This window comes from Salinicola lusitanus, from assembly GCF_038648475.1.
Taxonomy (GTDB): Bacteria; Pseudomonadota; Gammaproteobacteria; order Pseudomonadales; family Halomonadaceae; genus Salinicola; species Salinicola lusitanus.
On the sequence record NZ_CP151919.1, the window covers coordinates 1,205,324 to 1,231,740 of the forward strand.

General features: G+C 64.4%; 24 protein-coding genes. 20 read left to right on the forward strand and 4 right to left on the reverse strand.

Features of this window, described 5'->3' with window-relative positions:
* Positions 1-828 carry a bifunctional hydroxymethylpyrimidine kinase/phosphomethylpyrimidine kinase gene (gene thiD, locus AAGT95_RS05560; RefSeq protein WP_110707378.1) on the reverse strand — a complete coding sequence of 276 codons (828 nt, stop codon included), beginning with the start codon at positions 826-828 and terminating at the stop codon, positions 1-3.
* Between the two features lie 132 nt (positions 829-960).
* On the reverse strand, positions 961-2,715 hold the full coding sequence (locus AAGT95_RS05565; RefSeq protein ID WP_425356047.1) for a chloride channel protein: 1,755 nt from the start codon (positions 2,713-2,715) through the stop codon (positions 961-963).
* 260 nt (positions 2,716-2,975) lie between these two features.
* On the opposite strand from AAGT95_RS05565, the gene erpA reads away from it, so the two are divergent.
* From erpA to glmU, 18 genes are all read left to right on the forward strand, one after another.
* Entirely contained in the window at positions 2,976-3,329 is a 354-nt protein-coding gene (erpA, locus tag AAGT95_RS05570; RefSeq protein ID WP_110602104.1) for an iron-sulfur cluster insertion protein ErpA, read from the forward strand.
* Between the two features lie 132 nt (positions 3,330-3,461).
* Entirely contained in the window at positions 3,462-4,223 is a 762-nt protein-coding gene (locus tag AAGT95_RS05575; protein WP_110602105.1) for a transporter substrate-binding domain-containing protein, read from the forward strand.
* A 136-nt stretch (positions 4,224-4,359) separates the two neighbouring features.
* Positions 4,360-5,028 (forward strand): amino acid ABC transporter permease, encoded by a 669-nt coding sequence (locus AAGT95_RS05580; protein ID WP_110601654.1) that lies wholly within the window; start codon positions 4,360-4,362, stop codon positions 5,026-5,028.
* A complete protein-coding gene (locus AAGT95_RS05585; RefSeq protein ID WP_342595807.1) occupies positions 5,025-5,816 on the forward strand; it encodes an amino acid ABC transporter ATP-binding protein in 792 nt (263 codons plus the stop codon). Before AAGT95_RS05580 ends, AAGT95_RS05585 begins: the two co-directional genes overlap by 4 nt.
* A gap of 749 nt (positions 5,817-6,565) precedes the next feature.
* Positions 6,566-8,461 carry a tRNA uridine-5-carboxymethylaminomethyl(34) synthesis enzyme MnmG gene (gene mnmG / locus AAGT95_RS05590; RefSeq protein ID WP_342595808.1) on the forward strand — a complete coding sequence of 632 codons (1,896 nt, stop codon included), beginning with the start codon at positions 6,566-6,568 and terminating at the stop codon, positions 8,459-8,461.
* A complete protein-coding gene (rsmG, locus tag AAGT95_RS05595) occupies positions 8,458-9,105 on the forward strand; it encodes a 16S rRNA (guanine(527)-N(7))-methyltransferase RsmG (RefSeq protein WP_342595809.1) in 648 nt (215 codons plus the stop codon). The genes mnmG and rsmG overlap by 4 nt, the downstream gene beginning before the upstream one ends.
* Positions 9,106-9,216: 111 nt before the next feature.
* Positions 9,217-9,984 (forward strand): ParA family protein, encoded by a 768-nt coding sequence (locus AAGT95_RS05600; RefSeq protein ID WP_110601659.1) that lies wholly within the window; start codon positions 9,217-9,219, stop codon positions 9,982-9,984.
* Between the two features lie 28 nt (positions 9,985-10,012).
* Complete coding sequence (locus AAGT95_RS05605) at positions 10,013-10,927, forward strand: ParB/RepB/Spo0J family partition protein (RefSeq protein ID WP_110601660.1); 915 nt, start codon at positions 10,013-10,015, stop codon at positions 10,925-10,927.
* 234 nt (positions 10,928-11,161) lie between these two features.
* On the forward strand, positions 11,162-11,572 hold the full coding sequence (locus AAGT95_RS05610; protein WP_110601661.1) for a F0F1 ATP synthase subunit I: 411 nt from the start codon (positions 11,162-11,164) through the stop codon (positions 11,570-11,572).
* 3 nt (positions 11,573-11,575) lie between these two features.
* Positions 11,576-12,442 (forward strand): F0F1 ATP synthase subunit A, encoded by an 867-nt coding sequence (atpB, locus tag AAGT95_RS05615; protein WP_110601663.1) that lies wholly within the window; start codon positions 11,576-11,578, stop codon positions 12,440-12,442.
* A 74-nt stretch (positions 12,443-12,516) separates the two neighbouring features.
* Positions 12,517-12,765 (forward strand): F0F1 ATP synthase subunit C, encoded by a 249-nt coding sequence (gene atpE, locus AAGT95_RS05620; protein WP_011508579.1) that lies wholly within the window; start codon positions 12,517-12,519, stop codon positions 12,763-12,765.
* 67 nt (positions 12,766-12,832) lie between these two features.
* Entirely contained in the window at positions 12,833-13,303 is a 471-nt protein-coding gene (locus AAGT95_RS05625) for a F0F1 ATP synthase subunit B (protein WP_110601664.1), read from the forward strand.
* 11 nt (positions 13,304-13,314) lie between these two features.
* Entirely contained in the window at positions 13,315-13,857 is a 543-nt protein-coding gene (locus AAGT95_RS05630) for a F0F1 ATP synthase subunit delta (protein ID WP_110601665.1), read from the forward strand.
* A 16-nt stretch (positions 13,858-13,873) separates the two neighbouring features.
* On the forward strand, positions 13,874-15,418 hold the full coding sequence (gene atpA, locus AAGT95_RS05635; RefSeq protein WP_110601667.1) for a F0F1 ATP synthase subunit alpha: 1,545 nt from the start codon (positions 13,874-13,876) through the stop codon (positions 15,416-15,418).
* Between the two features lie 81 nt (positions 15,419-15,499).
* Entirely contained in the window at positions 15,500-16,390 is an 891-nt protein-coding gene (gene atpG, locus AAGT95_RS05640) for a F0F1 ATP synthase subunit gamma (RefSeq protein WP_342595810.1), read from the forward strand.
* A gap of 81 nt (positions 16,391-16,471) precedes the next feature.
* The gene (gene atpD, locus AAGT95_RS05645; RefSeq protein ID WP_110601669.1) at positions 16,472-17,851 is read left to right on the forward strand and encodes a F0F1 ATP synthase subunit beta; all 1,380 of its coding nucleotides are present in this window, start codon (positions 16,472-16,474) and stop codon (positions 17,849-17,851) included.
* 27 nt (positions 17,852-17,878) lie between these two features.
* Positions 17,879-18,304, forward strand: a complete 426-nt coding sequence (locus AAGT95_RS05650) for a F0F1 ATP synthase subunit epsilon (RefSeq protein WP_110601671.1) — start codon at positions 17,879-17,881, stop codon at positions 18,302-18,304.
* 161 nt (positions 18,305-18,465) lie between these two features.
* The gene (glmU, locus tag AAGT95_RS05655; protein WP_342595811.1) at positions 18,466-19,842 is read left to right on the forward strand and encodes a bifunctional UDP-N-acetylglucosamine diphosphorylase/glucosamine-1-phosphate N-acetyltransferase GlmU; all 1,377 of its coding nucleotides are present in this window, start codon (positions 18,466-18,468) and stop codon (positions 19,840-19,842) included.
* A gap of 215 nt (positions 19,843-20,057) precedes the next feature.
* Here the strand turns inward: glmU and AAGT95_RS05660 are convergent, their stop codons facing one another.
* Positions 20,058-21,170: a DUF1615 domain-containing protein gene (locus AAGT95_RS05660; protein WP_342595812.1), complete on the reverse strand. Its 1,113-nt coding sequence runs from the start codon at positions 21,168-21,170 to the stop codon at positions 20,058-20,060.
* A complete protein-coding gene (gene argE, locus AAGT95_RS05665; protein ID WP_342595813.1) occupies positions 21,167-22,339 on the reverse strand; it encodes an acetylornithine deacetylase in 1,173 nt (390 codons plus the stop codon). Before argE ends, AAGT95_RS05660 begins: the two co-directional genes overlap by 4 nt.
* A gap of 260 nt (positions 22,340-22,599) precedes the next feature.
* Here argE and kdpA point away from each other — a divergent pair, with 260 nt between their 5' ends.
* A complete protein-coding gene (gene kdpA / locus AAGT95_RS05670) occupies positions 22,600-24,294 on the forward strand; it encodes a potassium-transporting ATPase subunit KdpA (protein ID WP_342595814.1) in 1,695 nt (564 codons plus the stop codon).
* A 74-nt stretch (positions 24,295-24,368) separates the two neighbouring features.
* Complete coding sequence (gene kdpB / locus AAGT95_RS05675; protein WP_342595815.1) at positions 24,369-26,411, forward strand: potassium-transporting ATPase subunit KdpB; 2,043 nt, start codon at positions 24,369-24,371, stop codon at positions 26,409-26,411.
* Positions 26,412-26,417: the final 6 nt, after the last annotated feature.

Genomic DNA, 26,417 nt, shown 5'->3' on the forward strand with positions numbered 1-26,417 from the left:
TCACTCCAGCGTGGCATCGAAGTCCGGCGCACGCCAGACCCGGTCCGGTAGATACTGGCCCTGACCCAGCGCCAGACCGTTGTCCAGCGTATCCCAGGTGAACCGCTGCGCCTGGGCGCAGGCCGCTGCGAGCCCCTCGCCGGCGGCCAGCCGGGTCGCCAACGCCGACGCCAGCGTGCAGCCGGAGCCGTGATAGTCGGCGGGCAGGCGCGGCCACTGCCACTGTCGGTTGAGTTCGGGCGTATGCAAGGTGTGAACCACGTGGGCCTGCGTCGACTCCTGCCCCAGGGGATCGGTACCGGTCACCAGCACCGCGGCACAGCCCAGCGACATCACCTCGACCACCCGAGCCACTTCATCGGCGTCGTCGATCGTGGAGAGCAGCGCCAGTTCGCGACGGTTGGGTGTCAGGATATCCACAAGGGGTAGCAGGCGATGGCGAATCGGCTCGATCAGAGCGGGTGTGGATAATTCGGAACCGCGGCCGCTGCGCAGGACCGGATCGACGATCAGCGGCGTGCCGGGGCTCATCCGGGCGACGTCGATCACCGCTTCCAGCACCTCGAGATCGGGGATCAACCCCACCTTGATCGCCGCGATACGGAAGTCGTCGAACAGCACCCGGGCCGCACGACGAATGAAATCGCCGCTGCACGATTCGACGCTGACCACGTCGCGGGTCGACTGGACGGTCATGGCGGTGGGCACGGTCACCGGCCAGCCACCGCAGCCGCGCACGGCCTCGGCATCCGCGACCAGTCCCGCGCCGCCGCTGGGATCGTGGCCCGCCAGCACCATGACCACGGGCTTGTCTTCGTAGCGAATCATGACGTCCCCCCCGGGACGCTCGTCACCGCCAGGGAGCGTGTGGCGAGATGGCCATTCATCTCTCGCATGGGAGCTCTCCTCATCGATCGCTTCGGTGTGTCCTGAGTCTCGACACCAGGCGCGTTCATCCTATCAACGTTTACGTCGATAATAGTTCTCGATCGCCTCGCGAGTGATGATACCGGAAATCTTGCGAATCATCGGCGCCGTGGTGTGCTCGACATAGAGCGCGTCGACACCGGATTCGTTGAGCGTGTCGTAAGCCTCGGAGAGCGTCGCCTCCAGGTGAACCGGCGCCAGATCGAGACGCTGCCCCGGCACCTCCTCGAGATCGATACGCTCGTGCTCCGCGAGCCACTCCTCATCGTGCAGCACCCGCGCCAGGTGAGCAGCCTTCATCGCCAGTGGCGGCTTGTCCTTGTTGTCCTGGACGATCACCAGCCAGGTCGGCTTGGAATCGAGCAGCGCCTTGGCCCTGTCATGATCGATGACTCTCGGCGTACGGACCAGATTGCGCTCCATCACCGCCGGTACGGCAACCCGCGACAACGCCTGCATCAACGGCTGCTGCAGCGGATGGAGCCCCTGCTGGGTCAGGCTGGAGAGGAAGAATCCCTGACAGCGGCAGAGCTGGCGTGCGGTGAGAACGGCGACCACTACCGCCAGCATGCCCGGCAGCATGATCGATGAGTTGCGGGTCAGTTCCAGCAGCGCCAACAGGGCTGCCAGCGGGGCCTGGAGCGCCGCCGCCATCATCGCCGCCATGCCCAGTACCGCGTAGAGATTGGGCGTGGTGACCACGCTCGGCAGCAGCGCCCCGCCGACCATGCCCATCACCGCGCCGACCGCTGCACCGGAAACCAGCATCGGCCCGATCACGCCCACCGGCACGCCACCCGCCATGCAGAGTCCGGTCAGCGCCAGCTTGACCACCGCCAGCACCAGCAGCACGTCCAGCGCCATCGGCCCGTTGAGCATCTGCTCGAGACTGTCGTAGCCGATTCCCTGCACCTGCGGGTACCACCATGCCACGGCTCCGGTGAGCAGACCGATGGCAGCCAGCCGCAGGGCGAAGGGTACCCGGGAGATCGATGGATGCCCCTGGGCCAGGCGCACGAAGCCACCGGCCAGCAAACCGACGACCAGCGCGGTCAGCACGATCCAGGGCAGATCCAGCAACGAATTGAGCTGCAGCGGCGGCACGCTGAACGCCGGCTCCGAGCCGTAGACCGCCCACGACACCAGCGCGCCCATGGTGGCGGCGAGTATCACCGGCATGAAGCCGGCGATGGTGTACTCCATCATCACCACTTCCATGGCGAAGATGACGCCGGCGATGGGCGTGTTGAACGACGCGGAAATGCCCGCTGCGGTGCCGCAGGCCACCAGCACGCGCAGGCTGTTGTGCGGCAGCCGCAGCCGCGAGCCGATCCAGCTCGAGGCCGCGGAGCCGAGGTGGATCGCCGGCCCCTCGCGGCCGGCCGACAGCCCGCCGATGACCGAGATCACCCCGACCCACCACTGGTTGATCCAGTTGCGCAGCGGCATCTTGCCCTGGTGATAGGCGAGGCGCTCGATGACATGGCCGATCCCCATCTTCAGCGCCCGGCTAGGCTGCGGCCACAGCCAGAGTCCGATCAAGGTGACCGCGATCAGCGGCAGCACCGCGCGAAACGTCGGCGGCAGCGTCTCGAAGGCTTCCGGATCGTCACCGGGCATGAACAACAGGGCGCCGAACTCCAGCAACAGTCGGAAAACGACCATCACGGAACCCGTCAGAATGCCGGCGAAAATCCCCAGCAGGCAGAGTTGGGGCATGGCATCGACGCTCGCCAACTGGCGTCGGAAACGTTCGAGGCTGGGACGTCGTGGGACGAACCGCGGCACGCGTGACAAACTCTCCTCCTTGCCCGATCTCGATCGCTCGTCTTTGGTGCGCGATACCTGCCAGGGTGGGCGGTCACATCGTGCGAGCGTTACGTAACTGACATCATACACCGATCCTTGATGGTCGGCGGTGAGTGCCCTCGACACTAAAGTTGACCCTTTTACTCGGTATTAACGATAATGGAGGTGTGATGGCGGCCCCGCCGCCCTACGTCATTATCGACAGCCCGGTCACGGCCGGCACCAACGGGAGCGTGACGATGAGTACAGTGGAGTCCTTCGCTCCAACCCCGATGTTCTTCACCGATGCCGCCGCCAGGCGAGTCAGAGCCCTAGTCGCCGAAGAGAACAACCCCGAGCTGAAGCTGCGGGTCTATGTCACGGGCGGAGGCTGTTCGGGGTTCCAGTATGGATTCGATCTCGGCGACAAGACGGCCGAGGACGATACCGTCATCGACAACGGCGACGTCAGCCTGGTGGTGGATCCTCTCTCCTACCAGTATCTGGTGGGTTCGACGGTGGATTTCGAAGAGGGGCTCGCTGGCGCCCGATTCGTCATCAAGAACCCCAACGCCCAGTCCACCTGCGGCTGCGGGGCCTCGTTTTCCGTCTGAAGCGGCAGTGACGAACGGTCCATCGTCCCTGGCTGCGGCCTAGGTCGACTTGACCTTCAGTAACAATCTTCCTCAAGGTAGTCATCGATTGTCCCGATCGAACAATGACTTGAGGAACTTATGAAAAACAACATGACGCCGAGCCACTGGCTCGCCATCCCCGCCGTCGCACTCTCCCTGAGCGTTTCCGGTCTGGCTTCGGCTCAGGACACCACGCTCAAGGCCGTCACCGACCCCAGCTTCGTCCCATTCGAGATGATGGATCAGGAGAGCGGCGAGATGGTCGGTTTCGATATGGACATCCTTCACGAGATCGCCGATCGCGCAGGTTTCGACGTCGATCTCAACACCATGGATTTCAACGGCATCATCCCCGCCGTGCAAACCGGCAACGTCGATCTGGCCATCGCCGGCATCACCATCACCGACGAGCGCCAGCAGATCGTCGATTTCAGCGATCCTTACTACGACTCCGGCCTGCGCATCCTGGTTGCCGATGGCAGCGACGTCGGCTCGCTGGACGACCTGGAAGGCAAGCGCATCGCCACCAAGATCGGCTCCACCAGCTACGACTACCTGCAGGAGAAACTGGGCGATAGCGCCGAGATCACGCCCTATCCGGGCAGCTCCGACATGTACATGGCCCTGATGGGCGGCAGCGCCGATGCGGTCTTCTACGACGCGCCCAACGTGGGCTATTTCGCCCAGACCAAGGGCGAGGGCAAGGTCAAGACGGTCGGTCCGCTCTACGAGGGCCAGCAGTACGGTATCGCCTTCGCCAAGGGGAGCGACTGGGTCGAGCCGGCCAATGAGGCTCTCGAGGCCATGCACGAGGACGGCACCTACGACGAGATCCACAAGAAGTGGTTCGGCGAAGCACCGGAATCCGAGTGACCTCGCCCGCCTGACCTAGGGCCGCGCCACTGGCGTCGGCCCCCGGATGGTTTGTGGAGAATGCCACTCCCAGAGTGGCCGGAGATCTCTCGTCGTGACGCGATGAGAGATCTCATCGTTGCCAACGGAGAACCTCGTGGAATTCAACTTCCAGTTCGACTGGCAGGCGGCAATCGATTCGCTGCCGTTCCTGCTCAAGGGCTTGCCCTACACCCTGCTCATCTCCTTCGCCGGCCTCGCCATCGGCTTCGTCATCGGCATCGTCTTCGGATTGATGCGAATCGGCCCTTCCCGCTGGATACGCTGGCCCGCCGTGGTCTACGTGGAGGTGTTTCGCGGCACCCCGGTGCTGGTCCAGGTCCTGTTCATCTTCTATGGCCTACCGACGCTACTCGGTGGCCCCATTGACGCGCTGACCGCCGGGATCGCGGCCATCGCCCTCAACGCCGGCGCCTATATCTCCGAGATCGTGCGCGGCGGCGTGCAGTCGATCGAACGGGGCCAGCGCGAGGCCGGACTGTCGCTGGGGCTCTCCCCGCCCCAGACCTTCCGCTACGTGATCTGGCCCCAGGCGCTGCGCCGGATGATTCCCGCGCTCGGCAACCAGGGCATCGTCAGCATCAAGGACACGTCGCTGTTCTCGGTCATCGGTGTGGGTGAGCTGGTCCGTCAGGGTCAGGTCTATATCGCCAATACCTTCACCGCGCTGGAGGTCTATTTCATGATCGCCCTGCTCTACCTGGCGATTACCCTGAGTCTGTCGTTGGCTCTGAGTCTGCTCGAACGCAAGGGGTTAGTGGGATGAACGATAGCGCAAACCGGCAAGCGACCGCTCGATCGTCCGGATCGTCGCCGATCGTGCGTCTCGAAGGGGTCAACAAGCACTTCGGCCGTCTGCACGTGATGCAGGACATCGACCTGAGCGTGGCCCAGGGCGAGGTCGTGGTGATCATCGGCGCCAGTGGCTCGGGAAAATCGACGCTGATCCGCTGCGTCAATGGCCTCGAGCCCTTCCAGTCCGGTCGTATCGAGGTCGACGGCAAGACGCTGCTGCCCAATGGCGCCAGCGGCAAGTCGCTCCAGGCAGTCCGTACCGAGGTCGGCATGGTGTTCCAGCAGTTCAACCTGTTCCCGCACCTGTCGATCCGCGACAACGTCACCCTGGCGCCCCGCAAGGTCCGCGGCATGACCCGGCGGCAGGCCGATGCCATCGCCGACAGGCTGCTGGCGCGGGTCGGCATCTCGGATCAGGCCGACAAGCATCCGACTCAACTCTCCGGGGGGCAGCAACAGCGCGTGGCGCTGGCCCGGGCGTTGGCCATGGAACCTCGTCTGATGCTGTTCGACGAGCCGACCTCGGCGCTGGATCCGGAGATGATCGGTGAAGTGCTGGATGCCATGCGGGAACTGGTCAACGACGGCATGACCATGATGATCGTCACCCACGAGATGGGCTTCGCCCGCGAGGTCGCCGATCGCGTGGTATTCGTCCATGGCGGCCAGATCGTCGAACAAGGTCCACCCGACCAGCTGTTCGATCAGCCCCGCCACGAGCGCACCCAGGCGTTCCTCTCCCGCGTGCTCAAGCACTAGCGATCGGTTTCTCAAATAGCAGGCACGGATGGATCTCCTCCGTGCCGCCCACCCCCTACACCCTCTCCCTCTCTTCCCTTTCATTGATTCGTCCAGACCGGTTCTGGCCGTCGTGCGATCGAGATCGTCGGAGCCGGAAAAACGGTGGCGTGACCCGGATTTCATCGCTCGTGAGTTATCCCGGGGCGTATTTTTCGCCTGTGGACAATTTTTTCGTCGATTCGTCTCCAGCCCTGACGCCTCAGTCGCTCTGGCGTGATCGGGGGTTTGTTGACCGTCGCGGTAACAGCTACCGTATGCAGCGGTGGATAACCCGTGCGCGGTCGCGCCTGTGTACAAGAGGCGAAGCTGTCCACAGGAATCAACGCCCTTGTCAGCAGGCTCGCCAGAGCTTTTCAAACAATCGAATAACAATTCAAGAATATGATTCTATTGGTGATTTTTTACTTATCCCCGGAAATTGTCCACACCAATAGTCACTACCACTACAGAACTTCTTTATATATTTTTCATTTTTTTAATAATGAATCTGATGACTGACGGATCGCCTCGATCCCGATGTGGAAAACCCCTGACGGTTACCCACAGGAGGTTTATACTGGGCGGCTTTCGTGGCCACCGAACCCTCCGGGGCCGTGCCATCGCCGTCGTGAACAGGACGGTAAAATCGGCCTGGCCGATTTCGTGATCCATTCATCGTCGGGTGCCCGCTCGAGCCATAGCGCTACGGGCACCTCGTGAGGTAAACCGTGGAGTATCCCGACCGTTTTCAGGTCATCGTGATCGGCGGTGGCCATGCCGGAACCGAAGCCGCACTGGCGTCGGCACGAAGTGGTGCCCGTACGCTGCTGCTGACGCACAACATCGAGACCCTGGGCCAGATGTCCTGCAATCCCGCCATCGGCGGGATCGGCAAAAGCCATCTGGTCAAGGAGATCGATGCCCTGGGTGGGGCCATGGCCCAGGCTACCGACCTGGCCGGCATCCAGTTTCGCGTGCTCAACTCACGCAAGGGCCCGGCGGTTCGGGCCACCCGAGCCCAGGCCGATCGCGTCCGCTACAAGGCCGCCATTCGCGGCATGCTGGAAAACCAGCCCAATCTCACGCTGTTCCAGCAGGGCGTCGACGATCTGGTTGTGGAAAACGAGACCGTCGTCGGCGTCACCACCCAGACCGGCATTCGCTTCATGGCGGATACCGTGGTGCTGTGTACCGGAACCTTCCTGGGCGGTGTGATCCATATCGGTCTGGATCACCATGCCGGTGGCCGCGCCGGCGATCCGCCGGCCAATGCGCTGGCCCAGCGGCTGCGAGCGCTCCCGTTCCGGGTCGATCGGCTGAAGACCGGCACGCCACCGCGGATCGACGCCAAGAGCGTCGATTTCTCCAGGCTCGAGCGCCAGCCCGGCGACACGCCGCTGCCGGTGATGTCCTACCTGGGCAGCCGCGAACAGCACCCGCGTCAGGTCGACTGCCATATCGCCCACACCAACGAGCGCACCCACGAGATCATTTTCGCCAATCTCGATCGCTCGCCGATGTACTCCGGCGTGATCGAAGGCGTGGGCCCGCGTTACTGCCCGTCGATCGAGGACAAGGTCCACCGCTTCGCCGACAAGACCAGCCATCAGGTCTTCGTCGAACCGGAGGGCCTGGATACCCACGAGCTCTATCCCAACGGGATCTCCACGTCACTGCCGTTCGATGTCCAGCTGCAGGTCGTGCGCTCGATCGAAGGGCTGGAGAACGCGCATATCACGCGGCCGGGTTATGCGATCGAGTACGATTTCTTCGATCCGCGGGATCTCAAGCACTCGCTGGAAACCAAATTTATCCACAACCTGTTCTTTGCCGGCCAGATCAACGGCACCACGGGTTACGAGGAAGCCGGCGCCCAGGGGCTGCTGGCGGGACTCAACGCCGCTCGCCGAGCGCTGGGCGAATCGGTCTGGTGGCCGCGTCGCGATGAGGCCTATCTCGGGGTGCTGGTCGACGACCTGATCACCATGGGCACCCAGGAGCCCTATCGGATGTTCACCTCGCGGGCCGAGTATCGTCTGCTGCTGCGTGAGGACAACGCCGACCTGCGCCTCACCGCCACCGGTCGCGAACTGGGGCTGGTCGACGATCACCGCTGGTCCGCCTTCGAGACCAAGCGCGACAAGATCGAGAACGAGAGTGCTCGCCTGCGTGCGACGTGGATCCAGCCGAAGACCGAAGCCGGTCAGCGTGTCGCCGAAAAGCTCGGCCAGCCGCTGGCGCGTGAATACAGCCTGATGGATCTGCTCAAGCGCCCCGAACTCGGCTACGCAGACGTCGCTTCGCTCAAGGGCGAGGCCGTCAGCGACGAGCCGGTCGCCGAGCAGGTGGAGATCGAGGCCAAGTACGAGGGCTACATCGCGCGGCAGCAGGACGAGATCGACCGCCTGCGTCGCCACGAAGCGACGCCGCTGCCCGACTCGCTGGACTATGCCAGGGTCGAGGGGCTCTCCAACGAGATTCGCCAGAAGCTCGAACAGGCGCGCCCGCAGACCCTGGGCCAGGCCGGCCGTATCTCCGGCGTCACGCCGGCCGCGGTGTCGATTCTGCTGATCCATCTCAAGAAGCGGCGATTGATCGACGATAGCCGGGCCTTGAGCGCATGACCCCGAGCTGTGAACGGATTCTCGATGAGGGACTGGCGGCGCTGAAGGTCCCTTGCGACGCCGGTCAGCGTCAGCGATTGCTGGCGCTGCTCGCGCTGTTGCACAAGTGGAATCGCGCCTATAACCTCACCGCAGTACGCTCGCCCGAGGCGATGGTCAGCCGTCATCTGCTGGATAGCGCCAGCGTCGCTTTCGCCGTGGGTGGCACCAACTTGCTGGACGTCGGCTCGGGACCGGGTTTTCCGGGACTGGTATTGGCGATTCTGGATCCCGGCCTCCAGGTCACGCTACTGGACAGTAACGGCAAGAAAGTCCGTTTTCAGCGCCAGGCGGTGATGGAACTGGGGCTAGCGAACGTGCGCTGCGAGCAGGTTCGGGTCGAATCCTTCGACGCCACGTTCGACCAGGTCATCTCGCGTGCCTTCGCCGCACTGGGGGATTTCATCGGGCTTACCGAGCCGTTGCTGGCCCAAGGCGGCGAGTGGCTGGCGATGAAAGGGGGCCTGGAACCCCGGGAACTCGAATCGTTGCCGCCCCACGTCGTGGTACGCGAGCAGCTTGCCCTGGCGGTGCCCGGCGTGGACGACGTCGAACGCCAGCTGCTCCGCCTCGGGCGGGACGAGCAGGCGGGCCATCGCCAGTAGGCTCGTCATGGGCCAGACGTGAGGAACACCGGCGTCGTCGACGCCGGGCCGGATCAGCGCCAGCGGATCGCTCGCGATCCACAGGATCAGTCTCGACGAAGGGAGTCGCCAGTGACCAGAATCATTGCATTGACCAACCAGAAGGGCGGCGTGGGCAAGACGACGACCGCGGTCAATCTGGCGGCTTGCCTGGCGGCCCTCGATCGACGCGTATTGCTGATCGATCTCGACCCCCAGGGCCATGCCACCATGGGCAGCGGGGTCGACAAGCACGACCTCGACGGCAGCGTCCTCGATGTGCTGCTCGGCGACAAGAGTGCCGCCGAGGTGATCGTCGACTGCGCGGTGGCCGGCTACGCACTGCTGCCGGGCAACGGTGACCTGACCGCCGCCGAGGTCGATCTGCTCGATCGCGATGGCCGCGAACGGGTGCTTCAGACCGCGATCCAGAGCGTTGCCGCCGACTACGACGTGGTGATGATCGACTGTCCCCCGTCCCTCAACATGCTGACGGTCAATGCGCTCACCGCCGCTCACGGTGTATTGATCCCGGTCCAGTGCGAATTCTATGCGCTGGAGGGACTGTCGGCGCTGCTCGACACCGTCGAGCAGATCCAGGAGAGCGTGAATCCCACCCTCGAGATCTTCGGCATCGTGCGAACCATGTACGACCCGCGCAACAGCCTGACCCGCGACGTCAGCAAGCAGCTCGGCCAGTATTTCGGCGATTCTCTACTCAAGACCACCATCCCGCGCAACGTGCGGGTGGCGGAAGCGCCCAGCCACGGCGTGCCCGTCACCAAGTACGCGCGGCTCTCGCGTGGCAGCCAGGCGCACCGCGTCCTGGCCAAGGAACTGATTCGCCGGCTGGCGCTGTAATGACGATGACTGCTGCGAGGAATACCCCATGACGACGCGCAAACGCCCGCTGGGCCGCGGTCTCGATGCCTTGATCGGTTCCAGTGCCCGTCGCCGCGACAGCCTGTCGCCGGAGTCGGGCTCCGACAAGCCCTCGCCAGCCCAGGCACCGCCGGAGTTCGATGCATCCGAGGAGCGGCTCGAGCGCCTGCCGTTGCGACAGCTGACCCGCGGCAAGTATCAGCCGCGGCGCGATATCCAGCCCGAGGCGTTGGAGGAGCTGGCCGATTCGATCCGCGCCCAGGGTGTCATGCAGCCGATCGTGGTGCGACAAATTGGCGCAGAGCGTTACGAGATCATCGCCGGCGAGCGCCGCTGGCGAGCGTCGCAACTGGCCGAGCTCGAGACCATCCCCGCGGTCATTCGCGAGGTCAGCGACGAGGTCGCCCTGGCGCTCGCGCTGATCGAGAACATTCAGCGCGAGAACCTCAACCCGGTCGAGGAGTCGATGGCGCTCAAGCGTCTGCTCGACGAGTTCGAATTGACCCAGCAGCAGGTGGCCGATGCGGTCGGTCGGTCGCGGGCCCAGGTTGCCAATCTCCTTCGCCTGCTGGCGCTGGATCCGCAGGTGCTGACGCTGCTCGAACGTGGCGATCTGGACATGGGCCACGCCCGTGCGCTGCTGAGCCTGCCGGCCGCCAAGCAGCGCCATGCGGCCCATGAAGTCGTGGCTCGCGAACTCACCGTGCGTCAGACCGAGGCCCTGGTCAAACAGATCGCCAGTGGCCAGACCAAGGCCGATGCCAAGAAGCCGCCGGCGGACGTCGGTCGGCTCGAGAATCGCCTCGCCGACCTGCTGGGCGCGCCGGTCAAGATTCACCACAACAGTTCCGGCAAGGGACGAGTCACCATCCGTTACACCAGCCTCGATGAGCTGGATGGCATACTCGGGCACATCCGCTGAATCCGCATCGGCCTCCGGCGTCTCGAGCCGTCAAAACATTTAGCGCGTTAACGGAATTTACGCACTTTTCGTGATCTTTTGCTCGAGGAGACGCCTCAGATCGGTGCAGGTTCGGTTGAAGCGGCATGACCGCTTCTCTATAATCCGCCGAGATTTGCCAGGCTGACGCCGAACGCAGACAGCGCACGCGGAAATGTCACTTTCATCCCAGGACTCAACGGCGAGACCGACGCCATGCAACCAGCGGCACCGGCCAAGCTTCCCAGACCGCGAATCGCGGGGTTGATCCTGTTACAGTGCGGCGTGGTGATGGGGCTGGTCCTCATCGGTTGGGGGTTCTGGGACCGCGGGACGGCGTTTTCCGCTTTGACCGGTGGTCTCGTTGCCGCCATGCCCAACGCCTTCTTCGCCTGGCGCGCCTTTCGCTATCAGGGGGCGGCGCAGGCGAGATACATCGTCAAGAGTTTCTACCACGCCGAGGCCGGCAAGTTCGGTTTGACGGCGGCACTGTTCACGCTGGTGTTCGTGGCCGTGCCCCCCTCAAACCCCGCTTTCTTCTTTGGCGCTTATGTCGTGACGCTGCTGGCGCACTGGTTGGGGCCCTGGCTCCTGCGCCGCCCGTCACACATTCAATCTCGAGGCTGAACCATGGCTGGCAACAACATGACGAGTACGGAGTACATCCAGCACCATTTGCAGAACATGACCTATGGTCTGCATCCGGAAAACGGCTGGTCGATGGCTCATTCCGCTGCCGAGGCCAAGGCCATGGGATTCTGGGCCATCCACGTCGATACCATGCTGTGGTCGATCGGCCTCGGGGTGCTGTTCCTGTACCTGTTCCGCCTGGTCGCCAAGCGCGCTTCCACCGGTGTGCCCACCGGACTGCAGAACTTCGTCGAGATGATGGTGGAGTTCGTCGACAGCTCCGTGCGCGAGACCTTCCACGGCAAGAGCCGCCTGATCGCGCCGCTGTCGCTGACGATCTTCTGCTGGATCTTCCTGATGAACATCATGGACCTGGTGCCGGTGGACTTCCTGCCGATGCTGGCGCAGAAGATCGGCGCCTGGTTCGGTGCCGACCCGGCCCACGTCTATTTCAAGGTCGTGCCCACCACCGACGTCAACGCCACGCTCGGCATGTCGCTCTCCGTCTTCGCGCTGATCATTTTCTACTCCATCCGTGCCAAGGGCCTGTCCGGTTTCGTCGCCGAACTGACGTTGCACCCTTTCAGTACGTCCAATATCTTCGCCCAGATCCTGTTGATCCCGGTCAATTTACTGCTTGAACTCGTTACCTTGTTGGCCAAACCGATCTCGCTGGCGTTACGACTGTTCGGTAACCTCTACGCCGGCGAACTGATCTTCATCCTGATAGCCATGGTCGGCTTGTGGCAGCTGCCGCTGCACTTCCCGTGGGCGGTGTTCCACATCCTGATCATCACGCTGCAGGCCTTCATCTTCATGATGCTCACCATCGTCTATCTCAGCATGGCGACGGAAGAGCAGCATTGAGTAGCGTTTCCCGTTAACCCCTGACCCTTAGCAAAACTCGACTGAGCAAGACTCGACTGAAACTGGAGAGAACCATGGAAGCACAAGTTCTGGGCATGACCGCGATTGCCGTTTCCCTGCTGATCGGCCTGGGTGCCCTCGGCACCGCTATCGGCTTCGGCATCCTCGGCGGCAAGTTTCTGGAAGGCGCCGCGCGTCAGCCGGAAATGATCCCGCAGCTGCAGGTCAAGATGTTCATCGTCGCCGGCCTGCTCGACGCCGTGACCATGATCGGTGTCGGTATCGCTCTGTTCTTCACCTTCGCCAATCCGTTTGTCGGTTAACGTCGCCTCAAGGCCCTCGAGGCCCCGGTGACCCTAACCCCAAACCCGTGACGCGAGAGGTGCTGGCGTGAATCTGAACCTTACACTGATTGGTCAGGCCATTGCCTTTGCCGTCTTCGTCTGGTTCTGCATGAAGTATGTATGGCCGCCGGTCATGCAGGCGCTGCAGGAACGACAGAAGAAGATTGCCGATGGTCTGGATGCAGCCAGCCGTGCGACCCGTGATCTCGAACTGGCTCAGGAAAAAGCCGAAGAGACACTGCGGGAGAGCAAGGAGCAGGCGCAGCAGATCCTGGAACAGGCCAACAAGCGGGCCAATCAGATCGTCGAAGAAGCCCGTGACAACGCGCGGGCCGAAGGCGAGCGCATCATCGAGAGCGCTCGCAGCGAAATCGATCAGGAGATCAATCGCGCGAAGGAAGAGCTGCGTGCCCAGGTATCGCTGCTGGCCGTGGCCGGCGCCGAGCGTATCCTGGAGTCCTCCATCGACGAAGCCAAGCATCGTGAGCTCGTCGACAAGCTCGCTGCCGAGCTCTAAGGAGGCGCACCATGGCTGAATCGTCTACCGTCGCTCGACCCTACGCCAAGGCGGCGTTCGAGTTCGCGCGCGATAACAAGGCGCTCCAAGCGTGGTCCCAGAGTCTGTCACTGGTCGCCCAGGCGGCCGGTGACACCGATGTCCGTGAACGCATACTCGGCAACCCGCGGCTGACCTTCGAGGACAAGACCCGGCTGCTGCTGGAAGTCTGCGAAGACCAGCCCTTCGACGAGAGCGTGGGCAACTTCCTGCGCCTCGTCGGCGAAAAGGGGCGCCTGGCTGCGTTGCCCGACATCTTTGACGAGTTCGAGGCGCTGCGCGCCCAGGAAGAGAAGCGGGTCGATGTCACCATCGTCTCCGCCTTCGAACTGGACGATGCGCAGCAGAACGTGCTCGCCGAGGCTCTGAAGAAGCGCCTTAATCGTGAAATCTCCATTACCACTCAGGTGGACCGCGAGCTGCTAGGCGGCGTGATCCTGCGTACCGGCGACACCGTCATCGACGGTTCGGTACGCGGTCGATTGCAACGTCTGCGCGAAGCGCTCACCGCCTGAGTTCGAGGGACATGGCATGCAGCAACTGAATCCTTCCGAGATCAGCGACATCATCAAGCAGCGTATCGAAAAGCTGGATGTCGCCTCCGAGGCCCGTAATCAGGGCACCGTCGTCAGCGTCGCTGACGGCATCGTCCGCATCCACGGCCTGGCCGACGCGATGCTGGGCGAAATGATCGAATTCCCCGGTAGCGTCTTCGGCATGGCGCTCAACCTCGAGCGCGACAGCGTCGGCGCCGTGGTCCTGGGCGACTACCTCGAGCTCGAAGAGGGCATGACCGCGCAGTGTACCGGTCGTATCCTCGAAGTGCCGGTCGGTCGCGAACTGATCGGCCGCGTGGTCGACGCACTGGGCAACCCGATCGATGGCAAGGGCGACATCGACGCCAAGATGACCGACGCGATCGAGAAGGTTGCGCCGGGCGTCATCACCCGCCAGTCGGTCGACCAGCCGGTGCAGACCGGCCTCAAGTCGATCGACGCCATGGTGCCGATCGGTCGTGGCCAGCGCGAGCTGATCATCGGCGATCGCCAGATCGGTAAATCCGCGGTGGCGATCGACGCGATCATCAACCAGAAGGGTACGGGGATCACCTGTATCTACGTGGCCATCGGTCAGAAGCAGTCGACCATCGCCAACGTGGTGCGCAAGCTCGAACAGCACGGCGCCATGGATCACACCATCGTGGTCGCCGCCGGCGCCGCCGATCCGGCCGCCATGCAGTACCTGGCGCCCTACGCCGGCTGCACCATGGGCGAGTACTTCCGCGACCGCGGCGAAGACGCGATGATCGTCTACGACGACCTCTCCAAGCAGGCCGTCGCCTATCGTCAGATCTCGCTGCTGCTGCGTCGTCCGCCGGGTCGTGAAGCCTATCCGGGTGACGTCTTCTACCTCCACTCGCGTCTGCTCGAGCGCGCCGCGCGCGTCAACGCCGAGTACGTCGAGAAGTTCACCAACGGTGAAGTGAAAGGCAAGACCGGTTCCTTGACCGCGCTGCCGATCATCGAGACCCAGGGCGGCGACGTCTCCGCGTTCGTTCCCACCAACGTGATCTCGATCACCGACGGCCAGATCTTCCTCGAGACCGGCCTGTTCAACTCCGGTATCCGTCCGGCCATCAACGCCGGTCTGTCGGTATCGCGTGTCGGCGGTTCGGCCCAGACCAAGATCATCAAGAAGCTCGGCGGCGGTGTGCGTCTGGCCCTCGCCCAGTATCGCGAGCTGGCCGCGTTCTCGCAGTTCGCGTCCGATCTCGACGAAGCGACCCGCAAGCAGCTCGAGCACGGTCAGCGCGTCACCGAACTGATGAAGCAGAAGCAGTACTCGCCGTTGTCGGTGGCCGAGATGGGCGTCACGCTGTACGCCGCCAACGAGGGCTTCCTGGACGACGTCGCGGTCGACAAGGTGCTGGATTTCGAGCGTGCCCTGCACGACTACATGAAGTCCGAGCACGCCGATCTGCTCGACAAGATCAACCAGAGCGGCGGCTACGACGACGAGATCCAGAAGGGTCTCAAGTCGGGTCTCGAGTCGTTCAAGTCCACTCAGACCTGGTAAGTGGCATGGCCCGACTTCTCGTCCACGGACGAGAGCGGGCCGGCCCGCCCGACTGAGCGGCATGAATCAGGGTGATCCGAGATGGCAGCTGGAAAAGAGATCAAGTCCCAGATTGGGAGCATCAAGAACACGCAGAAAATCACCAGCGCCATGGAAATGGTCGCTGCGTCGAAAATGCGTCGGGCTCAGGAGCGCATGGCGGCCAGCCAGCCCTATGCCAAACTGATCCGCCGGGTGGTCGGCCACGTCGCCAAGGCCAATCCGGAATACCGTCACGACTACATGATCGAACGCGACGTCAAGCGCGTCGGTTATATCGTCGTTTCCAGTGATCGCGGGCTCGCCGGCGGCTTGAACGTCAACATGTTCAAGGCGGTGGTCAAGCACGCACGTGACTGGGACCAGAAGGGCGTGGGCGCCGATTTCGCGGCGATCGGCAGCAAGGCCGGTGGTTTCTTCCGCAAGCGCGGCGGCAACCTGCTGGCAGCCAAGAAAGGTCTTGGTGATGCGCCGGAAGCCCAGGATCTGGTCGGTAGCGTCAAGGTGATGCTCGATGCCTTCGATGAAGGCAGTCTGGATCGGCTCTACGTGGTGTACAACGAATTCGTCAACACCATGAGCCAGAAACCCGTCGTGCGTCAGTTGCTGCCTCTCGAGGCTGTCGACGACGAAAACGATGGGGAAGAACAACCCGGTTCCGGCGACACGCACAAAAGCTGGGACTACCTGTATGAGCCGGATGCCAAGACCCTGCTCGATCACCTGCTGGTTCGCTACGTCGAATCCCAGGTGTACCAGGCCGTGGTGGAGAACGCGGCTTGTGAGCAGGCCGCGCGCATGATCGCGATGAAGAACGCGACCGACAACGCCGGCGATCTGATTGACGATCTTCAACTGGTGTACAACAAGGCGCGTCAGGCGGCCATTACCCAGGAAATTTCGGAAATCGTCGGTGGTGCCGCGGCGGTATGACGACATCGCCGTCTGCGTGACGGCGATCTCGAGTACGGCTTGGCCCAACAGGTTTCATTTGCAGGTTTACGAGGAACCACTATGAGCGGACGTATCGTACAAATCATAGGCGCGGTGGTTGACGTAGAATTCCCGCGGGACGACGTTCCCAAGGTCTACGACGCGCTGACGGTCTCGGGTAAAGAGGCCGTTCTCGAAGTGCAGCAGCAGCTCGGTGACGGCGTGGTTCGCGCCATCGTCATGGGCTCCAGCGAAGGTCTCCAGCGCGGCATCGAAGTGGTCAACACCGGTGCTCCGATCTCCGTACCGGTGGGTACCGAGACGCTGGGTCGCATCATGAACGTGCTGGGTGAGCCGATCGACGAGGCCGGCGACATCGGTTCGGATGCCAAGCGCATGCCGATCCACCGCCAGGCCCCCGGCTACGCGGATCAGGCCGCCTCCAGCGATCTGCTGGAGACCGGCATCAAGGTCATCGACCTGGTCTGCCCGTTCGCCAAGGGCGGCAAGGTCGGCCTGTTCGGCGGTGCCGGTGTCGGCAAGACCGTCAACATGATGGAGTTGATCCGTAACATCGCCACCGAGCACAGCGGCTACTCCGTGTTCGCTGGTGTCGGTGAGCGTACGCGTGAAGGTAACGACTTCTACCACGAGATGGACGAGTCCAACGTTCTCGACAAGGTCGCGCTGGTCTACGGCCAGATGAACGAGCCCCCGGGCAACCGTCTGCGCGTCGCCCTGACCGGCCTGACCATCGCCGAGAACTTCCGTGACGAAGGTCGCGACGTACTGCTGTTCGTCGACAACATCTACCGCTACACCCTGGCCGGTACCGAAGTGTCGGCACTGCTGGGTCGTATGCCGTCGGCGGTGGGCTATCAGCCGACCCTGGCCGAAGAGATGGGCGCCCTGCAGGAGCGTATCACCTCGACCAAGACCGGCTCGATCACCTCCGTCCAGGCCGTCTACGTGCCGGCGGATGACTTGACCGACCCGTCGCCGGCCACCACCTTCGCCCACCTGGATTCCACCGTGACGCTGTCGCGCTCCATCGCCGAACTGGGTATCTACCCGGCCGTCGATCCGCTCGACTCCACGTCTCGCCAGCTCGATCCGCTGGTGGTCGGCGAAGAGCACTACAACACCGCTCGCGGTGTCCAGAACGTGCTCCAGCGTTACAAGGAGCTCAAGGACATCATCGCCATCCTGGGGATGGACGAGCTCTCCGACGAAGACAAGCTGGCCGTGGCCCGGGCGCGTAAGATCCAGCGCTTCCTGTCGCAGCCGTTCTTCGTCGCCGAGGTCTTCACCGGTGCACCGGGCAAGTACGTGTCGCTGCAGGAAACCATCCGTGGCTTCCAGGGCATCCTCAACGGCGACTACGACGACATGCCCGAACAGGCGTTCTACATGGTCGGCACCATCGACGAAGCCGTCGAGAAAGCCAAGAGCATGAAGTAAGCCTGCAGACACCCGGGAGACATCGCTATGGCCACATTTCAGTGTGACATCGTCAGTGCCGAGAAGGAGATCTTCTCGGGCAACGTCGAGCAGCTCATTGCTGCCGGCGTGGCCGGCGATCTGGGTATCCTGCGCGGTCACGCGCCGCTGCTGACCGAGCTCAAGCCCGGTCCAGTGCGCGTGATCCAGGAGAACGGCGAAGAAGAGCTCTACTACGTCACCGGCGGCTTCCTCGAAGTGCAGCCGGACGTGGTCTCGGTGCTGGCGGATACCGCCACCCGAGCCAGCGATCTCGATGAGGCGGAAGCCGAGCAGGCGCGGCAACATGCGCTGGCCTCGCTCAACGAGAAACAGAGCGAGCTCGACTACGCACGAGCCTCCGCCGAACTGGCCGAAGCCTCCGCTCAGCTGCGCACGCTGCAACAGCTGCGCCGCAAGGGCGGTCGCGGCTGACGCGCCAGGCGCCCAGGCAGCATGTGCTGATGGCAGTACCCGAAGGCGACTCCCTGGAGTCGCCTTTTTCATGCCTGGAGGCCAGACGATCGGATTCTGTCAGGCTGCCTCCGACACGCTAGAATGACGCCCGGTTTTCATTGATCAGAAGGAAGAACGCCATGACTCTCGACGTCGTGATACTGGCCGCCGGCCAGGGCTCCCGCATGCGCTCGAAGACGCCGAAGGTGTTGCACAAGCTGGCGGGGCGTTCCCTGGTTCAGCACGTCGTCGACACGGCATCGGGGCTGGAGCAGGCGCGGCTGCACGTGGTCGTCGGTCATGGCGGCGAGATGGTGCGCCAGGCGTTGTCGACGCCTGCGGACCGCGAGCTCGCCTTCTGCGAGCAGGCCGAGCAGAAGGGCACCGGGCACGCCGTGGCGCAGGCGCTGGATAGCCTCGGCGACGGCAAGGTGCTGGTGCTCTATGGCGACGTGCCGCTGATTCAGGCCAGAACCCTCGAGACACTGCTCGAGGGCGTCGACGAGCGTCACATGGCGCTGTTGACGGTGACACTCGACGACCCGACCGGTTACGGCCGCATCGTGCGTGACGGCAAGGGTTCGGTCGTCGCCATCGTCGAGCACAAGGATGCCGACAACCAGCAGCGCGCCATCCGCGAGTGCAATACCGGGATCATGGCCATGACCGCCGCCCAGCTCCGATGCTGGCTGCCCGAGCTCTCCGCCGAGAACGCCCAGGGCGAGTACTACCTGACCGACGTGATCGCCATGGCCGCCGCCGACGGCGTCGAGGTCACCGCCAGCCAGCCGGGTTCGCCGGTGGAGGTCGAGGGCGTCAACGATCGCCGCCAGCTCGCCTCGCTGGAGCGGGCCTTCCAGCGCCGTCAGGCCGATCGTCTGATGGCGGCGGGCGTGGGGCTGGCCGATCCCGAACGCTTCGATCTACGTGGCGACGTCACCGTCGGGCGCGATATCCAGATCGACGTCAACGTGATCCTCGAAGGCCAGGTGATCCTGGAAGATGACGTCGTCATCGGCCCCCACTGCGTGATCAAGGACAGCGTCATCCGCCGTGGCGCGGTGATCAAGGCGAATAGCCACCTCGACGGCGCCGAGATGGGGGAGGAGAGCGACTGTGGGCCGTTCGCCCGGTTGCGTCCCGGCACCCGGCTCGGCGCGCGTGCCCATGTTGGCAACTTCGTCGAGACCAAGAACGCGACGCTCGGTGAAGGCGTCAAGGCCGGACATCTCAGCTATCTGGGGGATGCCGAGATCGGCCGCGACACCAATATCGGCGCCGGCACCATCACCTGCAACTACGATGGCGCCAACAAGCACCTCACGCGGATCGGCGAGCGGGTCTTCGTCGGCTCCAACAGCGCCTTGGTCGCCCCGGTCACCATCGGCAACGGAGCCACCGTCGCTGCTGGTTCCACCATCACTCGCACAGTGGAAGACGATGAACTGGCCATCGCGCGTAGTCGTCAGGTCGCCAAGCAAGGGTGGCAGCGGCCGGAGAAGACACCGAAGCGTTGATGCTGCGTCTGGCCGATGTTCCAAGAGGGTGTTTATAAACCCTCTGATGATGGGCGCCGGGGGCAGGGCAAAGCGAGGGTCCTTTGCCATGGATGGCAAAGGTAGCGCCCAGGGAAGGGTTCACAGCGCCCTCGCGACGCCCTGCCGCCGGATAAGCCCACGTCATCCACCGGTTGGAAAGGCGTTCTAAATCGGCATTGGCCATCCCTTGGCGTCTACCCCTTCGCATCCGTCGACCGAGCGCGAGCCATGCACTGCTGCCAGCGGTCGTCGACCCGCTTGGCGAACCAGGCGGTGGTCAGGTTGCGGGTGATCTTGGGGCTTTCGAGCTTGATCCCCGGCAGGCGTGCGTAGGGGATGGGCTGACCTTCCTGCTGTAGCGCCAGCGAATAGACCTTTTCGTAGAGCGCGGTCCGTTCGAAATCGAGGGAATCCTCTTTCTCCAGCGCATCGCGAATCTCGCCGTCATCCATGCCCAGCCGGCCTTTCAGCGTGCGTACCGCGAGTTCGGTCTGCCCGGCCTGGCGTGAGCCGGGGATGATCAGGTCGCCGTCGAGGGCGAGCGGAATCCCGGAAAGCTGGGTGACGGCGGCCTGGAAGGCGGCGTTGCGGCTGGCGTACCAGCCGGCGTTGAAGTCGGCGAAACGGTAGATCGGCTCGTCGTAGTTGGCCGGATAGCCGAGCAGGTGGGCGATGCCGAAGTAGAGTCCGCCGCGCCGGGTGAACACCTCGTGACGGATCGAGCCGTCGATCGGGTAGGGGTAGTCGTCGGCGTGCTTTTCGGCGAAGTCGACGCTGACCTGCATCGGGCCGCCGGTGTGCACCGGGTTGAGGCTGCCGAACAGCTCCCGCCCGAGCGGCGCCATGTCGATGAAATCCTCGAAGATCTCGCTCATCTCGCGCTCGGTGGTGATGTGATCGAGGCGCTCGCTGTAGCTCTCGCCGGTGGGCGATTCGAGATTCAGACCGGCAGTCACCAGGAAGCCGGGGATATGTAGCGCGCTGGCCCGGCGCTCGATCTCCTGGCGGGCGATGACGGATAGATTGGGCACGCTGGGATCGGCGTCGTAGGTCGATTCCTGCTCGATCACCGCCAGCGTGGCGCAGAGGTTGTCCTTCGTCGCGGGCAGGTTCTGGGCCGAGAAGGCGGCGGTGATGTCCGTCGCCCAGCCGTCGCGGTCCTCGGTCGAGGCCGGTATCAGGCCGACCAGCTCGGTTTTTACCGCTGCCGGGCGCTGCTCGAAGCCGGGCTGCGGTGGCTGGGTGCTGCAGCCGACCAGCAGTGTCAGGCCAAGGGCGGGTGCCCAGCGGAGTCGCCCGGGAATCATGAATCTCCTCGTGCGCCGAGATGCTTCACCAGCCGCTGCAGCATCGCGTCGCAGCGTTCGAGCTGCTCGATGGCGATGAACTCGTCCGGCTTGTGGCCCTGATCCATGCAGCCGGGGCCGCACACCACGGTGGGAATGCCGGCCTCGTGGAACAGCCCGCCCTCGGTGCCGTAGGCGACCGTGCCGAAGTCATCGCGATCCGCCAGGGTGGCGATCAGTCGCGCCACGTCGCTCGACGCCTCGGTGGTCAGCCCCGGATAGGCCTGCAGCGGCTCGAAGCGGATATCGGTGTCGGGCTCGACGGCGCGCATGCGCGGGAGCAGCTCGGTATCGGCGTAGTCGCGCATCTCGCGCTCCACCTCACCGGCATCGAAGCCTGGCAGCGAGCGCACTTCCCAGTCGAAGCGACACTCCGAGGGCACGATGTTGAGTGCCCGGCCGCCCTCGATCACGCCGGTCTGCACGGTCGAGAAGGGCGGATAGAAGCGCTCGTCGTGATGGGCCGGGTCGGCCAGTCGTTCACCGATCTCGGTGAGCTTGGTGATCATCTTCGCCGCGGTCTCGATGGCGTTGACCCCTTCCGGTGCATAGGCGGAGTGGCAGGGCGCGCCCTTCACCTGGCAGCGCACGCCGAGTTTGCCCTTGTGGCCCAGCACCGGCTTGAGTTCGGTCGGCTCGCCGATGATGCAGGCGATCGGCCGATGCGGCCTCTCCTCCAGCATCGAGATGATCGAACGCACGCCAAGGCAGCCCACCTCTTCGTCATAGGAGAACGCCAGATGAATCGGCGTCTCGAGGTCGGCCGCCTTGAAGCTCGGCACCGCCGCCAGCACGCAAGCGATATAACCCTTCATGTCGGTCGATCCGCGACCGTAGAGCTTGCCGTCCCGTTCGGTCATCTCGAAGGCCGGTACGGTCCATGGCTGGCCATCCACCGGCACCACGTCGGTGTGTCCGGAAAGCACCACGCCGCCACGGTCGGCGGGGCCGATCGTCGCCCACAGATTCGCCTTGCTGCCGTCCTCGTTGTGGATTAGTTCGCTATCGACGCCCTGCTCGGCGAGGTAATCGCGCACGAACTCGATCAGGGCAAGGTTGGAGTCGCGGCTGACGGTGGCGAAGCCGATCAGCTTCTCGAGGAGCGCTTGGCTGTTCAAAGAGGTCGACATGGCGCTTGTCCTTGTGAAGTCGGTGGTCATCGGTAGTCGATGATGCCGCTCGCCGGTTCGTTGTGCCACCTGGCTTGGCATTTTTACGTTTTCTTGACGCCTTGCGCCGACTTTCCTCATCGAATTTTTACGCCCTTCGACTCGACACTGGATCTCTCTCGAACGAGGAGGTGAGCCATGTCCTACCTGATGCTGGCGGTCGCCCTCGCGACCGCCGTCTACCTGCTGGCGACGCTCTGCTGGCCGGAGCGATTCTAGCCATGAATGCAATGATGCTCTGCTACGCCCTGCTGATCGGGCTGGCGCTGCCGCTCGGGCTCTATATGGGCCGCGCGCTGGATACGGACCGCCCCAGCGTGATGGATCGTCTCTTCGGGCCGGTGGAGTCGGTCCTGATGCGCCTGGCCGGTGTCGATCGCCGCGCCTCGATGTCCTGGTCGGCCTATCTGCTGGCGGTGTTGAAGCTTCATCTGCTGTTGGTCGCGCTGGCCTGGCTGGTCTTCATGGGCCAGGGAGTCCTGCCGCTCAACCCCGACGGGATCCCCGGCATGAACTGGGATACGGCGCTGCACACCGCCGTCTCGTTCGCCACCAACACCAACCAGCAGCACTATTCGGGCCAGGCCCAGCTCTCCTACCTGAGCCAGACGCTGGCCATCGTCACGCTGCAGTTCCTGACTCCGGCGACGGGGCTGGCGGTGCTGCTCGCCATCACCCGGACGCTGCTGAGGCGCCCGGCTGCCACCAACGCCGGGGGCGGGGTGGGTAACTACTACGTCGACCTCACGCGGATCGTGATGCGGGTGCTGCTGCCGCTATCACTGGTCGTGGCCCTGATTCTGGTATGGCAGGGCGTGCCGGCGACGTACCAGGGCGCCGAGCGGGTGATGATGCTCGATGGCGGCGCGACCCAGGTGATACCGCGCGGTCCGGTGGCACCGATGGTGGCGATCAAGCAGCTCGGCACCAACGGCGGTGGCTGGTACGGCCCCAACTCGACCGTGCCGCTGGAAAATCCGACCGGGCTGTCGAACCTGATCGAGACGATCGCACTGATGCTGATACCGGTGGCGTCGCTGATCGCGGTGGGCGTCATCAGCGGCCGGCGCCGGCTGATGATGGGGATCGGCGCGGTGATGATCGCGTTCTCGCTGATCACCACCAGCCTGATCGTGGTGTCGGAGCGACTGCCCAACGCCGCCCTGGCCGGGCTCGTCGTCGCCGACAGCCCCAATCTCGAGGGCAAGGAGCTGCGCTTCGGCAGCGACCTCTCCGCGCTCTGGGGCAGCTGGACGACTCAGACCTCCAACGGCTCCGTCAACGCCATGCACGACAGCTTCAACCCGCTGGGTGGTCTGGGGCTGCTGATGGACATGTTCGTCAACGTCACCTTCGGCGGCATCGGCGTGGGCCTGATCGGCTATCTGCTCTACCTGATGCTGGCGGCGTTCATCGGTTCGCTGATGATCGGCCGCGCTCCGGAACTGTTCGGCAAGCCACTGGAGACCCGCGAGATGCGCTGGATCTCGCTGGCGATCCTGGCGCAGCCCCTGATCATTCTCGGCCTGAGCGCGATCACCGTGACCTTCCCCGGCCTGACCGGCAACTCCAACCCCGGCTTCCACGGCCTTTCCCAGGTGCTCTACGAATTCACCTCGGCGTTCGCCAACAACGGCTCCGGCTTCGAAGGGCTCGGCGACGCGACGCCGTGGTGGAACCTGACCTGCGTGGTGGCACTGGCGGTCGGCCGCTTCCTGCCGATGCTGGTGCCGCTGGCGGTGGCCGGCTGGCTGGCGGGCAAGCGCACGGCGCCGCAAGGGCGTGGCAGCCTGGCCATGGAGAACGGCGCCTTCGTCGGACTCACCGCCGGTGTCATCGTCATCGTCAATCTGCTCGGCTTCCTGCCCGCCCTGGTGCTGGGGCCGATCGCCGAACAACTGGTACTCGCCCCATGAAGCCCATCGATGACAGTACCTTCGTTTCCCGTTCTCGAACGGGAAGAGACAGCGGGAGCGATAGGGAGAGCCCTGTGAAGCGTGACCTGACCAGACGCCAACCCCGTGCCAAGGCAACGACCCTGCAGGTGCAGCCGCTGCTCCTGCTGGTGGAGTCCTTCAAGCGCCTGAATCCGACCAGCCTGGCGCGCAACCCCGTGATGGCGGTGGTCGCCATCGGCACGCTGATCTGCGCGCTCTACACCACCCTCGCCTTTGCCGAGGCCAACGGCCAGGGTGGTTTCGCCTTGAGCGTGACGCTGATCCTGCTGGCCACGGTGCTGTTCGCCAACGCCGCCGAGGCGATGGCCGAGGCCCGTGGCAAGGCCCACGCCGGCAGCCTGCGCGCCACCCGCGGTGAGTTGAAGGCACGACGGCTGACCCGCAGCGGCGAGGAGACGGTCGCCGCCGACCAACTGCGCCGCGGCGATCGTGTCCGCGTATCGGCCGGCGAACTGATCCCCGCCGACGGCGAGATCGTCCAGGGCGCCGGTTCGATCAACGAGTCCGCCGTCACCGGCGAATCCGCGCCGGTCCTGCGCGAGGCGGGCACCGACAACAGCGGCGTCAGTGCCGGGACCAAGCTGCTCTCCGATGAGCTGATCGTCGAGGTCAGCGTCGACCCCGGCGAGTCGCTGCTCGATCGCATGATCGCCCTGGTGGAGGGCGCCAGCCGCCAGAAGACGCCGAGCGAGCTGGCGCTGTCGGTGCTGCTCTCCACGCTGACGCTGGTGTTCCTGATCGTCGTGGTCACGTTGGTGCCGATGGCGCGATTCGTGGGGATCGAGACCTCGACGGTGATGCTGGTGGCGCTGCTGGTCTGCCTGATACCCACCACCATCGGCGGGCTCTTACCGGCCATCGGCATCGCCGGGATGGAGCGGGCCATGCGCGCCAATCTCATCGCCAAGTCCGGCAAGGCGGTGGAGATCGTCGGCAGCATCGACACCCTACTGCTCGACAAGACCGGCACCATCACCCTGGGCGATCGTCGCGCCACCGAGTTCGCACCGTGCCACGGAATCGACATGAAGCGGCTGCGCGAGGTCGCCGGTATCTGCTCGCTCGAGGACCCGACGCCGGAGGGGCGCTCCATCGTCGTGCTGGCGAGAGAGCAGGGTGCGGCGCTGGTGCCTGTCGAAGACGCCGAGGTGGTGCCGTTTTCCGCCACCAGCCGGGTTTCCGGCCTCGATTTCGCCGACGGCCGACGCTGGCGCAAGGGCGCGCCCAACGCCATTGCGCGACAGGTGCAGGAAGCCGGCGGGCGGCTACCGGACGATTACGAGGCGCTGGTCGAACGGATCTCGCGCCACGGCGCCACGCCGCTGGCGGTGGCCGAGGACAACGTGCTGCTGGGCGTGATCGCGCTGTCGGACGTGATCAAGCCAGGCATCGCCGAGCGCTTCATGCAGCTTCGCGAGATGGGGGTGAAGACGGTGATGATCACCGGCGACAACCCGATCACCGCCTCGGCGATCGCCGCCGAGGCCGGGGTCGACGACTACATTGCCGAGGCAACGCCGGAGCGCAAGCTGGCGCTGATCCGCGAGGAACAGGCCGCCGGTCGGCTGGTAGCGATGATGGGCGACGGCACCAACGACGCCCCGGCGCTGGCCCAGGCGGACCTGGGCCTGGCGATGAACTCCGGCACCCAGGCCGCGCGGGAGGCGGCCAACATGGTCGACCTCGACTCCGACCCCGGCAAGCTGCTCGAGGCGGTGGAGATCGGCAAGCAGCTGCTGATCACCCGTGGCGCGCTCACCACCTTCTCGCTGGCCAACGATGTCGCCAAGTACTTCGTCATCCTGCCGGCGATCTTCGCCGCCAGCGTGCCGGCATTGGGTGGGCTCGACGTGCTCGGCCTGCACTCGCCGGCCTCCGCCGTGCTGTCGGCGGTGATCTTCAACGCCCTGGTGATTCCCGCGTTGATTCCGTTCGCCCTGCGCGGGGTGCGGGTCCGTGCCAGGAGCGCCAGCGCCATGCTACGGCGCAACCTGCTGATCTACGGTCTCGGCGGCCTGCTGCTGCCGTTCCCCGCGATCAAGCTGATCGATCTGGTCGTCGGGCTGTTCGTCTAGCCGATC

Bases quoted from the DNA above. Each gene is read 5' to 3' on its own strand.
- thiD (WP_110707378.1), bottom strand. From the start codon at position 828: ATGATTCGCTACGAAGACAAGCCCGTGGTCATGGTGCTGGCGGGCCAC.
- erpA (WP_110602104.1), top strand. From the start codon at position 2,976: ATGAGTACAGTGGAGTCCTTCGCTCCAACCCCGATGTTCTTCACCGAT.
- AAGT95_RS05575 (WP_110602105.1), top strand. From the start codon at position 3,462: ATGACGCCGAGCCACTGGCTCGCCATCCCCGCCGTCGCACTCTCCCTG.
- AAGT95_RS05585 (WP_342595807.1), top strand. From the start codon at position 5,025: ATGAACGATAGCGCAAACCGGCAAGCGACCGCTCGATCGTCCGGATCG.
- rsmG (WP_342595809.1), top strand. From the start codon at position 8,458: ATGACCCCGAGCTGTGAACGGATTCTCGATGAGGGACTGGCGGCGCTG.
- AAGT95_RS05605 (WP_110601660.1), top strand. From the start codon at position 10,013: ATGACGACGCGCAAACGCCCGCTGGGCCGCGGTCTCGATGCCTTGATC.
- AAGT95_RS05610 (WP_110601661.1), top strand. From the start codon at position 11,162: ATGCAACCAGCGGCACCGGCCAAGCTTCCCAGACCGCGAATCGCGGGG.
- atpB (WP_110601663.1), top strand. From the start codon at position 11,576: ATGGCTGGCAACAACATGACGAGTACGGAGTACATCCAGCACCATTTG.
- atpE (WP_011508579.1), top strand. From the start codon at position 12,517: ATGGAAGCACAAGTTCTGGGCATGACCGCGATTGCCGTTTCCCTGCTG.
- AAGT95_RS05630 (WP_110601665.1), top strand. From the start codon at position 13,315: ATGGCTGAATCGTCTACCGTCGCTCGACCCTACGCCAAGGCGGCGTTC.
- atpA (WP_110601667.1), top strand. From the start codon at position 13,874: ATGCAGCAACTGAATCCTTCCGAGATCAGCGACATCATCAAGCAGCGT.
- atpG (WP_342595810.1), top strand. From the start codon at position 15,500: ATGGCAGCTGGAAAAGAGATCAAGTCCCAGATTGGGAGCATCAAGAAC.
- atpD (WP_110601669.1), top strand. From the start codon at position 16,472: ATGAGCGGACGTATCGTACAAATCATAGGCGCGGTGGTTGACGTAGAA.
- AAGT95_RS05650 (WP_110601671.1), top strand. From the start codon at position 17,879: ATGGCCACATTTCAGTGTGACATCGTCAGTGCCGAGAAGGAGATCTTC.
- glmU (WP_342595811.1), top strand. From the start codon at position 18,466: ATGACTCTCGACGTCGTGATACTGGCCGCCGGCCAGGGCTCCCGCATG.
- AAGT95_RS05660 (WP_342595812.1), bottom strand. From the start codon at position 21,170: ATGATTCCCGGGCGACTCCGCTGGGCACCCGCCCTTGGCCTGACACTG.
- argE (WP_342595813.1), bottom strand. From the start codon at position 22,339: ATGTCGACCTCTTTGAACAGCCAAGCGCTCCTCGAGAAGCTGATCGGC.
- kdpA (WP_342595814.1), top strand. From the start codon at position 22,600: ATGAATGCAATGATGCTCTGCTACGCCCTGCTGATCGGGCTGGCGCTG.